Source organism: Ignatzschineria rhizosphaerae, assembly GCF_022655595.1.
GTDB lineage: Bacteria > Pseudomonadota > Gammaproteobacteria > Cardiobacteriales > Wohlfahrtiimonadaceae > Ignatzschineria > Ignatzschineria rhizosphaerae.
In genome coordinates this window covers 539,968-552,268 of sequence record NZ_CP093379.1, presented here as the reverse complement: position 1 = coordinate 552,268, position 12,301 = coordinate 539,968, and the positions used below count along the sequence as shown (strand labels likewise).

The 12,301-nt window shown below is 42.2% G+C and carries 15 protein-coding genes; all 15 read right to left on the bottom strand.

Annotation, left to right across the window (positions count from 1 at the left end; genetic code table 11):
- Positions 1-15 precede the first annotated feature (15 nt).
- Positions 16-1,017, bottom strand: coding sequence for a contractile injection system protein, VgrG/Pvc8 family (locus MMG00_RS02490; protein ID WP_242150903.1), 1,002 nt, complete (start codon positions 1,015-1,017; stop codon positions 16-18).
- Complete coding sequence (locus tag MMG00_RS02485; protein ID WP_242150900.1) at positions 1,014-1,442, bottom strand: phage tail protein; 429 nt, start codon at positions 1,440-1,442, stop codon at positions 1,014-1,016. Before MMG00_RS02485 ends, MMG00_RS02490 begins: the two co-directional genes overlap by 4 nt.
- Complete coding sequence (locus tag MMG00_RS02480; RefSeq protein ID WP_242150897.1) at positions 1,439-4,150, bottom strand: phage tail tape measure protein; 2,712 nt, start codon at positions 4,148-4,150, stop codon at positions 1,439-1,441. Before MMG00_RS02480 ends, MMG00_RS02485 begins: the two co-directional genes overlap by 4 nt.
- 225 nt (positions 4,151-4,375) lie before the next feature.
- Positions 4,376-4,711 (bottom strand): phage tail assembly protein, encoded by a 336-nt coding sequence (locus MMG00_RS02475; RefSeq protein WP_242150894.1) that lies wholly within the window; start codon positions 4,709-4,711, stop codon positions 4,376-4,378.
- 71 nt (positions 4,712-4,782) lie between these two features.
- On the bottom strand, positions 4,783-5,298 hold the full coding sequence (locus MMG00_RS02470; RefSeq protein ID WP_242150891.1) for a phage major tail tube protein: 516 nt from the start codon (positions 5,296-5,298) through the stop codon (positions 4,783-4,785).
- 30 nt (positions 5,299-5,328) lie between these two features.
- Positions 5,329-6,501: a phage tail sheath subtilisin-like domain-containing protein gene (locus MMG00_RS02465; protein ID WP_242150888.1), complete on the bottom strand. Its 1,173-nt coding sequence runs from the start codon at positions 6,499-6,501 to the stop codon at positions 5,329-5,331.
- Positions 6,501-6,659, bottom strand: coding sequence for a hypothetical protein (locus MMG00_RS02460; protein WP_242150885.1), 159 nt, complete (start codon positions 6,657-6,659; stop codon positions 6,501-6,503). The genes MMG00_RS02465 and MMG00_RS02460 overlap by 1 nt, the downstream gene beginning before the upstream one ends.
- On the bottom strand, positions 6,656-8,743 hold the full coding sequence (locus tag MMG00_RS02455) for a hypothetical protein (protein ID WP_242150882.1): 2,088 nt from the start codon (positions 8,741-8,743) through the stop codon (positions 6,656-6,658). The genes MMG00_RS02460 and MMG00_RS02455 overlap by 4 nt, the downstream gene beginning before the upstream one ends.
- Positions 8,744-9,265 (bottom strand): phage tail protein I, encoded by a 522-nt coding sequence (locus tag MMG00_RS02450; protein ID WP_242150880.1) that lies wholly within the window; start codon positions 9,263-9,265, stop codon positions 8,744-8,746.
- Positions 9,265-10,170 carry a baseplate assembly protein gene (locus MMG00_RS02445; RefSeq protein WP_242150877.1) on the bottom strand — a complete coding sequence of 302 codons (906 nt, stop codon included), beginning with the start codon at positions 10,168-10,170 and terminating at the stop codon, positions 9,265-9,267. Before MMG00_RS02445 ends, MMG00_RS02450 begins: the two co-directional genes overlap by 1 nt.
- Complete coding sequence (locus tag MMG00_RS02440; protein ID WP_242150874.1) at positions 10,157-10,504, bottom strand: GPW/gp25 family protein; 348 nt, start codon at positions 10,502-10,504, stop codon at positions 10,157-10,159. The genes MMG00_RS02445 and MMG00_RS02440 overlap by 14 nt, the downstream gene beginning before the upstream one ends.
- Entirely contained in the window at positions 10,501-11,187 is a 687-nt protein-coding gene (locus tag MMG00_RS02435) for a hypothetical protein (protein ID WP_242150871.1), read from the bottom strand. Before MMG00_RS02435 ends, MMG00_RS02440 begins: the two co-directional genes overlap by 4 nt.
- Positions 11,187-11,636 carry a phage virion morphogenesis protein gene (locus MMG00_RS02430; RefSeq protein WP_242150869.1) on the bottom strand — a complete coding sequence of 150 codons (450 nt, stop codon included), beginning with the start codon at positions 11,634-11,636 and terminating at the stop codon, positions 11,187-11,189. The genes MMG00_RS02435 and MMG00_RS02430 overlap by 1 nt, the downstream gene beginning before the upstream one ends.
- A complete protein-coding gene (locus MMG00_RS02425) occupies positions 11,617-11,976 on the bottom strand; it encodes a phage tail protein (RefSeq protein WP_242150866.1) in 360 nt (119 codons plus the stop codon). Before MMG00_RS02425 ends, MMG00_RS02430 begins: the two co-directional genes overlap by 20 nt.
- Positions 11,973-12,293, bottom strand: a complete 321-nt coding sequence (locus MMG00_RS02420; RefSeq protein WP_242150862.1) for a hypothetical protein — start codon at positions 12,291-12,293, stop codon at positions 11,973-11,975. The genes MMG00_RS02425 and MMG00_RS02420 overlap by 4 nt, the downstream gene beginning before the upstream one ends.
- Positions 12,294-12,301: the final 8 nt, after the last annotated feature.

The following is a 12,301-nucleotide window of genomic DNA, read 5'->3' as shown; positions in this document are numbered from 1 at the left end:
TGCAAGTTTCTAAAGTTATATTTTAACCTCTCCTTGAAACTCCGTAACCAATCCATTGCCACTGGTTAAGTTGTGGGTGGTAGTAACCACAATCCAGTTTTCAGCATCAAGTTCTGATTTAAAGCCCGCTAATTTTAGTGGGCTTTCTGCGGTTAGGTTCGGGTTCCCTCTGGCTAAACTGACAGTTAAGGAGGCCTTACCCCGGTTAAGCTTTAGTAGCTCTTTCTCTGCTGCTAGTTTGGCTTGCTCTTCATCCACAAAGACGGTTCTTAGACGATGGACTCGCCCTTCCTTACCCACAAGGGTTTTCTTCCGTCTGGCTTTCCCTGGTAACAGGTACCTTGCTTCTACGCCCGTATAATGATCCCGATCATTCACAGAATAGCTATGCTTATCCCCTTCTGAGCGATGATGCGTGATCGTTGGCATCTGTTGTCCGCTTGCGGTTTTCCCTGTTCCACGCTCTAAAAAGAGAAGCTTCCCCATTTTGATCGTTGCTACGGCATCATAATCCTCAGCAAGCCTTGTAAGAAGGTTCGCATCCGACTCATCTGCTTGCTGCTTCCCCTTAATCGCAATCGATTTTAAGCTATCTGCCACGACATATTCATACTCATATTGCGCTGCGATCTTTTGTACGAGCTCTTCTAACGTCATCGCATCATAAAGCTTGCTTTTACGCTCTAAGAACTCCTTTTTAAAGTCGGCTGAATGCGCCCCAATCGTAATAACATCCGGTGGGCCAGAATGTGCCACAGCATCCACGATAAACTTGCCCTTATCCACTAATAACATACCAAAGCCAAGTTTTAGCGTAATCTCTGCATCTCGATTCGGTAGTATGATATTTCCTAATGAATCATCCACGGTGATCCGCAATGTATCGGCATCAAAGCCACGATTCTCCGTTAAGGAGATCTCCATAATATGATTATTGAGTGTTAATGAATTCGCATCATTAATCGTTAAGAAGTAATTCGGCTTATTATTAAAATTATCAAGCGCATCAAGGATCATAGAAGCCCTCCCAATCCTACGGCAATCTGTGAAAAATCAATCTTGTCATTCCCTACCCGTTTTAAGGTGATCGTGTAGTCAATGATCTTGGGCCGTCCATCTGCTAAGTGATACTTTGAGTTCTCCTCAATACTCGTTAACACATAAAAGCCATGTGCAAGCCCATTCCCTTCGATGAGTGGATACGGCAACCCTGTATCTGCCTGCGCTTTTAATATCTGCAGTGTCGTTCTACCGCCGGTAATAATCGGCGCAAGCTTGCCGGGAATCGTAATAATCTCATCCCCAGGGCCCAAGAATTGATTAGCCGCACGCTTGCCGATTCGCTCATTTTGCACATGCTTGTAGTTTGTGCTTTTATTAAGTTCGTTATAGATCAATGAATTTGCCTGAAAGAGTACAAATCCCCAAATAAGCTGTGTCATCGCATATCTCCTATTAATCCTGTGCTTCGTAGCTGATTCACCGTTTCTGTGGCAATAATAGCCGCCGAGGCATTCGTTTGAGCCGTTACATTAATCTCAACGTGGTTTGTCTGATTATTGGTATTCGTTACAGGGCTTGCTGCAACAATCGAAGCACCGCCGATAAGGGCGTAATCTTTCATTAACGAGGTCGCATTACGGACTGCAGTTTCATCTCGATCAAACACAAAATCAGCAATTGAACCAAAGGTGTATTTCATACTATCGGCAAAATAATCATAGGTGCTACTCGTAGCATCACCGATAATACTCCCCGTTTTCTTCATCCACTCAGGGGCTTCAAAAGAGAATAACTCTTTAATGCCATTAATCATCTGTGAAATAAGATCTATCAACATCGTAAAAAGCTCAACAACCGGTTGCATCGCACTTTTAACATTCTCCCAAAGTCCTACCAACCAGCCTTGCATGATGTGCCAGTTATCACCAACCCACTCAAACATCTCCATCACTTTTTTTATCGCTTGCATTAATAAGGCAAAGGGGAATGTTAGAAGATCAAATACAAAACTCAAAGCGGGACCAATCAGCGGAATCTCATTTAATAAATCACTGACGTTATTACGAAGATCCAAAAGATAATCGATACAAGATCTTATAAGATCAAAGAACCCCGTGATCCCTGATAAATCAAAGCTAGGGGCGACAAACATATTCCCGATCCACTCTAAGCCATCAATCACGTAACCCATTAAACCACTCATAATATCGAACATGAATGTCATTTTTTCAAATACAAATCCGAGCACCGGCCCAATGACAGGAATATCTAATAACAAGTGAATAATGCTCTGCCTAAAGTCCTTGATATAAGCAAGCCCTTCTCTCAGGAAGCTTGTAAAACCTGTCACATTTTTAGTCTCAAACTGTGGAGCTATCCATCTATTATTAATCCATTTAATGGACTCCATCAGCCATTCAAAAGGCTTTGTTGCATATTCAAAAACAGCAGCAAAAATAGGTCCAATAAGCGGAATTTCTTTTAAAAAGCCAATAATGGTACTACGTAAATTCAGTAGGAAGGAGATTGCTTTATTAATGTAGACTCTCGGCGCTGCAGCAAAGGATTTAAAGAAACCCCAGATCTCCTTGCGATACATAAAAAGTGTCGTTAATCCGACAATCACAGCCCCTATCAGAGCGACAACGGGGTTTGCCAACACAACAAGATTAAATGCTCCCATCGCTAATTGTAATGAGCCAATCACGCCTAAAAGTGTCATTCCCCCTGCTGCAGCCATACTTAATACAGCAACAATTCGCGGATTCTCTTTGACCCATTCCCCAATTTTATTCACGATCTCCGTGATGAATTGGACCGTTTTTCTTAAACCCTTATTATTGATTTCAAAGATCGCAATACGGATATCCGACCAACCAGAAGAGAGCTTTTGATAATCACCGGCAAGGTTATCTGCCATCTTTTCTGATACTTCTCGGCTTTCCCCTTGGTTATTGGAGATTTCCTCATAGATCCGCTTAATATCTTCTAAGCTCGATTTCTCTGTCAAAGCCATAAATGCCGTTGCAGCTTCCTGTCCGGCAATTGCTTTAAGCACTCGTAAGCGCTCAGTATTTCCCATCTTCTGAGTCTTTTGGATCACTTCCCCTAAAAGCTCTATCGGATTTTTAAGGTTGCCATCTTTATCACTCGTCTTAATCCCAATCTGTTTTAAAGCTTTTGTGGCCATGCTTGGACCTGCCGCTAATCTACTGAAGATTGCTCGCATTGCAGTACCCGCTTGCGTGCCTTGAATACCGACGTTCCCAAGTATCCCAGTCATTGCCGCTGTTTCTTCTAATGAAACGCCTAAGCCCTTGGCAATCGGCGCAACATAACGCATCGTATCGCCCAACATCTCCATGTTAACGTTAGTACGAGTAAATGTACCGACCAGAACGTCACCAACCCGATCCATCTCCGATGCATCTAAACCAAAGCCTTGCAAAATGTTAGAGCCAATATCTGCCGCTCTACCAATCTCAAGCCCAGAAGCTCTTGCGAGATCCAATGTTCCTGGCATCGCTTTCATAATGTTTTCTGGCGTAAATCCTGCCATAGCGTAAAAGGCTTGCCCTTCTGCCGCTTGCGATGATGTAGCCCAAGTCGTCGCCCCTAGATGTTTTGCCTGATCTCGTAATGCTTTTAATTCTTCACTATCTTTATCCAGGCGTGTTAAGGCATGAACTCGACTCATCGTAGAATCAAAATCAACACCTTCTGCTAAAAATCTTGCACCGGCATATCCCATTGCCCCTGCTTTAGCGATATTCATCGCTCCAGATCGCATTTGTGATTGTCCACGATCTAGTGCTTCTTGCCGTTTTCTAATCGTTGCAATTTCACGATCCATCAAGCTCTTTCGCTGTGCGATTGCTGCATTAGTTTGTTCAATGCGTTGTACTAATGCTTGCTCTGCTTTTATGGTTGCGCCGGTATTGTGGTTCCCTGCTGCCACCATCTTTCTTTGAGTTTCACGGACACCTTTTAGGGCTGTTTCCGTCTGCTTCAAAGTCTGATTGTAGCCACGCATATCCTCGCGATATCCTTGGCTCAATCGTTTGGATTGTTGCCCAATACCTCGAAGTGGTCCTGTCATCTTATCAATTGCAGATAAGACAACTTTTAGTTCTAAATTCTTGGCCATAAACTCCACCTAAAAAAAGAGCGCCGGCTTGGTGGAATTGGCGCTCTTATTTTTGATTATTCTTATTTCGCTCTGCTTCGATTCTTTCGTTGTGTTCAATAGCTTTAAAGTTCCAGAGTAAAACCTCTGAGATGGTCATTTCCAAAATATTGCCAAAAGAGACAAAGGGAAATGTTAAGCCAATACCAACGGCAAGATCCTCGATGTAGATTGAGATAACTTCTTCTATGCGATTGTGATTTCGCTTCCGCCCTGTTTGATGCCTTCCAAAATATTTTGCATTTGCTTCGGAAATAAAAACCCCAAGATCACATTACTGAGCGTACTAAAATCAGAAACTGATAAGCGCTGTAAGTTCTCTTCATGAATATCGGTAACACGCTCTAACACACTAAGAACGGCATCTCCCTCACTCATCTGTAACTGCGTAATCGAGATCCCACGTAAATCGTTGGCGATTGGCTCACGCACTGTAATTTCTGTGAACTCCTTATCCGCAATCATTAATGGCTGCGATAATGCTACGGTGATTTTCTTTGCTCTGCTAATAACTTTACTCATAACTGATTCCTAAATAGATTGATTGATGTTATTTGAACTACGCGGTAATTCCGCGCTATTCGATTCACTAATTACATGCGGCCCATTGCTGCATTCTCTTCTGCTTTGAGGTCTTTACCGTTCACGATTAAGACATTCTCAAGCACTCGCTCTTCATAAATAGAAGCACCATTGACGATATACTCGGCGGTCACGGCCTTAAATGTAATCGTTGCCCCAGTGACTTCCCCTTTCTTCATCGCATCAAGCTCTGTACCAAAGCGGCCGGTAAAGTTCGCGGTAAAACTAATCTTGTCGCAAGTACCTGGATCCTCAATAAAACCTTTAAACTGCAAAGTCGTACTATTCAAACCACAGCCTTGCGGGACGATCAGATCAAAGTTAATCCCTTTGGTAGCGATCTCTAACTCCATAGAATTTTCAAAACCTACAGGAATATCAACCGGACGGCTAAATACACCTGTTTCAATGGTTTCATACTTCATCGTGGTGGATGGAAGCTTTACCGTTTCGGTCTCTCTTCCGACTGAATCCCCATCGATATACATGTCAAAGTTCTTGAGAACCTTGGGAAATTGTTCACTCATAATGTCTCCTTACTTAATTACATCGACTTTTTATACAAGGTTAGTGATAAATTCGTCCGTTAAGACGAGCTCAATGCCAGGACTTTCTGCAGGTGGTACCGGCGTGACTTTTAAAAGCCAATCTGGACGACCTTCCATCAGATCATTCGTCCCATTTTTGCCAGGATGAAGATCCACATAACCACCAATAATTCTGCCTGCTCGCTTATGCTCATCAAGGCGATTGTTATAACGCATGGAGAACTCTTCGAGTAGAACACGAGTCATTGGCTTATCTTGGGTAATGCTTTTGAGCATGATTGCCGCTTCTTCCCCTAGGAAGTTCATCGTGCGAGTATAAACCTCAAAAATATGCGATGAATCAATCGGTGCACAGGTACGGTTTCCCCAAACTTTAATACCGCCATCATCACGAATCAGCACGCTGATATTCTTTTTATTGAGCTCGTTAGCTTCTGTGCCTGCAGGGTTAATCGGGGCGAAAGTCACCTCTTTCGTTGTGCCTGTTACTTGGCTTAAAACATGGTTAGAAATCGAATGATGCCATCCTTTCTCATAATCAATTCTTGCTCTAAGCCCTGCTATTTGTGCAACAACGTATTGCTCCGCTTCTACTTCCAGATCTTGATCATAGGCAATCGCATTGTTATAAATCAGCATGAGATTATCGCTCGAAACTTTATCCGCAAGCTTTAATGCTTTCTGCACCGTATAACTCGTTTCAATCGATGCGTAGACAAATCCTAAGAACTTATCAGCAAGTGCGACTAAGCGTAAACGCACCACTTCTTCAGTATCATACTTAGGGCAGATCCAAATCTTGGGCTGTACGCCAGTTTGCGTTCTAGCAAGTTCCAAAGCTTCATGCCCTGTTCTACTACCATTAGGATTGATCTTTCCCATGATGTTAGGAATCGTTGCATCAAAGCTTTCGGCTTCATCCACTCGCACCACAACCGTTGGTGTAACTGCTTCTTTTTTAATATTACGAAGCGCCTGGCCTAATGTGCCTGTGGATCCTGCTTTCGCAATCGCAACATCAAAATCAGTGACTAAAACACACTGATCAAGCGGAAACATCTCTTCATCAGCATCATTTGCGGTAACAACCATGCCAATGACAGCCGTGCCCACTTTTGGTAATTGTGTCCAACCAGACTTATCAAAGGTCTGACGAACACCATGTTGTAATTCTGTACTCATTATTTACCATCCTTCTTCGCTGTTTTCGTTGCTATTTCCGTTTTAGCGGTATCTTCAACAAAGCCCGCATCAACCCATTTTTGAGCATCTTTCTCTGTGTAATGCTCCCCTTTTTCAAATCGGCGATTGCCTTTCCGAAATTCTCTAATTACGATCATTTGAGTTCTCCCCAATATTGAATGACTCCGCCATGGACATTTTTTAAGACACAAATACTTCCCGGCGGAATTGGTAAGTACAATCCGTATTGCGCATGAAAGCCCACTTTCACACCATCTATAAAAAATTCGTTTTGGTTTGCAGTATCAATGATGATAAAAATCGTTCTTCCCGTATCATTGACATATTCAGTGTCGTATTCACGTTCATCTGTAACGTCATGCCACTTTTGATTGTGCCCAATCGTTTGATCTTGTAGTAAGCTCAGCGGCACAAGTGTATTTCCGTTTGATCCCATACTTGCTGCAACATTTCTCGTAGAAGCATCACCGTGGCCCATATTTTTACGGCCTTGCGCTGCAGTCGTAGCGCCGTGACCACCTTCGGTAATGGGCTTTACTCGTGAGAATGCGGCATCCGCTCTTGCTTGTGCTTTAACTGCTTTATCGTCTGCTGTTTTTGCATTGGCTACGCCAGTATTGGCTGTTTTTTGGGCGTCATCTGCTTTGCTGATTCCGAGTAATGCGTTGATGTTTGCATCGTAAGCAGACTTTGCACTAGCTACAAGATCTGATCGGTTAACTTTAAGATCTGAGTTTAATTGGTCTGTTGTGAGTGGGATTAAATTCCCACTAACTCTAAGAAAACCTTTTATATTAGTAGTGTTATAAGTAGTCCATTCTTCAGCCCACTCACCGTATACCTCGTTTTCTTTCATAACTCTAAGAGCTCTGCGAGGTTCTGTATAAGCTATCGCTATCTGCTTTCTTCTTGTTTTGGATCGATACAGATAAGATGTCTCAACCCAGTTATAGCCAGGAAAAGGTAAGTTTGTTGTTGGATATGTTGAGCTATGGGCGGCATATAAACCTATAGATCCGACTTCAAGATCATCTGCTGATCCTTTAAACAGGTAAGCACCTAACGTTTTTAAATATTCTGAAGCAACTTCTTCAGGAAGCACTTTTTTCTGTGCTACATTCATCGCTTCGACAGCATTCGCATTAGCTGTATTTGCTGTTTTCTGAGCGATGACAACATCGCGATTAAGTTGATTAACAACATAAATGGATGCGGCTCTATCTTTATAATCACCTAATGTGCTTGTTAGTTGATCCTCCGTTAAAGGAATAAGACTTCCGTTAACTCTTAAAAATCCTTTAATCGGTTTCGTGTTAGCAGTTGAATAGAATTCAGCCCATTCAGAAATAACGCCATTTCTAGAACTAATCATTGCTAAACGATTATCAGTACTTAGATGGAGAGATGACCACTGAGAACTCCCCCAACCAGAAGAAATTAATGAATCCCCAGAGGCTTTCCAACTAGGAAAGCCTGTTGAACCTCCAGCGACTTTATAAAAGCCGTTAGGAAGCCTTTCTGAAATATCATATTCTATTGATAAAGTAGGAGCATTACCTATAGAGCCAAGCCCAAAAGAGTAAAGATCCATTTTCTTTAATGCTTCATTCATCGCATCAACAGCATTGGCATTCGCAGTATTTGCTGTCTTCTGTGCATTTACAGCAGCACGGTTTACTTGATTGACTGTAAAGATCGATGCAATTTTTGTTTTATCATCACTGAGCGTTGATGTGATGGGTACATTGAGTAGCTTGTTGTAATCAAGTGAGCTATTACTTGTTAATACATCAATCCAGCCACTCCATGTTTTCGCATCAAGCGCATTACGATAGCTGATCGCTATATCTGTATAGAAAAACTGCTTAATGGCATATTTACCAGAAGCATCACGCCATTGACCAAATACTGCGAGAATCCCATTGCCCTTCAAGCTTGAAATTCCTGACATAAAGCCTTTCCCAAAGTAATACTCTGGTGGCTCATTTTGTATTTTTCTTAAATCAGCATGAACGCCGATTCCCATCTCATGGATGTTGGCGATTGTACAAGCAAGATCCAAGATCGGATTATTGGTATTGGGTTGATCCTTTTCATGAGTCGGCTGATCACCCACAACAGGATGCAATAGAGCCATAATGCGGATGGCATCAAGCTTATTTTCTGGAATGATCAGCTTTTTATCTAAGAAGAGATCTTCTTTTCTGGCTGTTTCAATCATCTATAAACTCCCATATAAGTACTCGCCGTTATACAGCGCTTTGTTGTTATAAAGTAAGGTTTGCTCATACTTCACTATTCTGAGCTTGTTACGTGCTGAACTTGTGTAATAGAGAAGATTGACGGCATTGTTGTATTGATCAATCGTGAAATGGTTCTCAAAAGTCACATCATATTCCGCCCAATGCCCGGAGTTTTCGACAAATGTCATCTCTCCAAGTCCTGCCGCTCTTATGACTCTTCGCATCGATTCAATCGTACCTTTCTTGCGATTCACTAAAGGGGCTGCCGCAATCACTTCTCGTTTTCTTTGTATTGGCCAGTCGTGATTAAATTCATCAACGTCGAGTGACCAAGCAAGCCATGGGAGCAGATCAACCGGGCAAAACCACGGGTTCCAGATCCACTGAAATTTAAAATCTTCCGGCGGACGGTTGGCAAAAAAGCCAGTCTGTTCAAGATCGATCTCAAACTGTGTTGAAGTGCGAGGTAATAATGATTGTTGCTGAACACTATTTGGCATTACGCTTCCTCCACCTTTCTTGTAACAACCACATCTTTAATGACGATGTAGGCAAAAGGCTCTGGCATTACGTCACTCTTTGGCATTATGATTTCAATATTCTGAATGCCTGGCACTCGTGCTGTTGCGTGGATCAAGTTATAAGTAAGCGGATCGCCAAAGCTCAATCTGTCATTTAGTTTTAGCAGCGATTCTTTCACGGCTTTATTCACTGATTCCTCAAAATAGCCGTTGTAATAAGTCGCAATGAGTTCAATTGTTACTTCGTGAATCTTGCCACTTCTCACAATGAGCTTGTCATTGAGAGGCCTCTTATCATCTGGTGTGATGAAGTCATTAACCTGCTTAATCAGTGATTGATTCGCTTGGCCATTTCCTTGTCGGGATCTGATATACAAGTGGACTTCTCCCGGCACTGGGGTTGGTAACATTACGAATGATTCTTTGACTTCTTCACTCGCTTCAATCGCTAAACGCTCATACCCTGATTTTGGGCCCGCTACTTGTGCAAGTCGGTCTGCAGTTTGTGCACGAAAGCGTAAGCTCTCATCATCTTCTAATACTGCAGGTGTCGGCGGGCTTGTTGAATCATCTGCAGGTACTAAGACTCGGCGATGTATCAAAAGGTTTGCGGCCAACACATCAAGATTATTGTGCGTTGCATATTTGAGCATCGATTGCTTTAAATCTTCGTTATATGCATTCTTCATATTGATGCGATCATAAGCCCAGGACTCGAATGCTTTTTTAAGCGGATCACTCTCAAGCACGATCTCTTGATAGCTCGGATGTCTACTCACAAAATTAGCAATGATCTCTTCGAGCTCTTTCTCAAAATCAATGACTTTAAAAACCGTAGGTTCAGGAAGATCAACAAGATATTGACTTGCTTTAAATTGCATCATTTCCTCCCGTAAAACTTCTATTAAAATTTAAGACTTCATTACTACGTTTCTTAACCGCTTCAATCATGAAACTTGGCTTTCCGGCGGTTTCAATATTGACGTTAATGCGACGAACTTCGACACGAGGCTCAAATTCTGCAAATGCCGTCATTAATGAGCTCATCAACATCATTCGATATTCATCGTTCATTGGTGCATCAATTTTCGGTACTAAGATCGTGCCGTAATTGCGGCGCATAACTCTTGTGCCTTTTGCAGTAAGTGCGATATCTAGCATCGACTGGATGATGTGCTCATCTTCTGTAATCGGCAATCCTGTTTCTCGACTAATCATTTCGCCCCCTCAGGAACATCACTCATACCTTCCGGCGTATCATGTTTATGACCAATAAATGAAATGCCGTTGATCGTGATATCGTTATTCGCTTGTGCATGTGCTTGAAAGACAACTGGATAATTAAATACAGCTCTTACCACGTTTCTTCCTGCACCACCGCCGGCACTGATTCCTCCGGCAATAAATACGTTTCCATTTAAATTAATAGTCGGTGCATTCACTGTGAATTGGTCTGTATTTGTCGTCGTATTACTTGAATTCACGGTTGTTTTTTCTGCATTAACCGTCGCATCTTGTGTATTCACTACCACTGTAGAAGCGCTATTAATCGTAAGATTCCCACTGTTATGATGGATAAAATCCCCATTCTCAAAGAGAATCTTAAAGTCAAACTCCCCAAGCCCTGCAAACTGCTGACTTGTATCAAGATTCGGGATAAAAACATTAATGTTGTTTTCCCCACCTTCAGACATCACCCGGCCACCTTGCCCAATTCGCGGATAACAAAAGATCGATGTACCACCCACAAATGGCAACGCATAAGGCATCCATGGCGTTTTTGCATCATCTTCAAACTCACATTGCACTTCGATAATTCCGCTTGTTACACGAATACCAATGACTTCACCCGTTTTAAAGACTTCATTTGTTTTACGTAATGAATCCGTTGGTAATTGCATTAGAGCACCTCCGCCATAAATTCATAAAGATGATCTAACACGATTCTCTCTTCTCGCTTTGTAGCGCCCATTAGAGTACGAACGGGATATTTCACCTTTGTATATTGGTTTACCTGAACAGATCGCCCTTCCTGGTGATTCTGGGCAATCTTTCGATGCTTATGAGGGAATGAGATAGATGCAAAGTTAGCATTAGCTCTGATTTGCATACTGCTTCTACGTCCCATTTTGGTAAACATCAGCCCACCTTTATTCTTTTTACGAGGGAGAGTCTTCTGCTTTTTACGTCTTTCCATCGGCTTACCGTCAACATCCCGGTTCGCAAGAATTTCATTACTTCTATACGCTCTTAAAGCCAGTGCCACTCCTCTACCAAACTGTCTACGTTTAGCGGGGTTCACTCGCTTTAACATCGTGTTAATTTGGTCATCAAGAACATTCGTTTGCACTTAAAACTCCATTTTCATCAACATCCGTAATAAACTTTCGTTTCATTTGGAACACGAATTGGATCTCGTACTCATCTTCATTAATAATCGAGATGTCATAAGTGATTCCTGCATCTCGTTCCTCATCAGTGATCAATCCTGCATTTTCTGCATACCACTTTGCCGCAACCGCAACGACAGCATGTTCATTAGCTGTAACCTGCTTTAAGTTCACAACAAATTCTTCACTGGTCATGAGGGTTTTTCCCCACATATAAGGCTTACCGTTATCGACCCAAGCATCAATATCTGCTTCAGATCTCACATAAGGTTTAAAGACTTTCTTAAGTTGATGAATCATATCTTTCCACTCACTTTTTCATCGATGCGCTCAAATCTGATTTCTAAGCTATTTACCCTTGCTTCTAACGCTTGGATAGACCGATCAGATCGCATCAGATGCCTTTCAAAGTTCTCTAATTTAATAAAGAGTTCACGTTGTTGAATCACGGACTCGTTAACTGCGACCGTTAATGAACCAATCTGCGTTGATTGGCTATTGATGTGCCATGTTCCGATCGTAATTAAGATCGAAACCATTGCTGATAAAATTCCGATCACGATCTTTAGTAATCGCTGATCCAATACTGCATTAGTTGTTTGAGCCACTTGTGTCATTGCATACT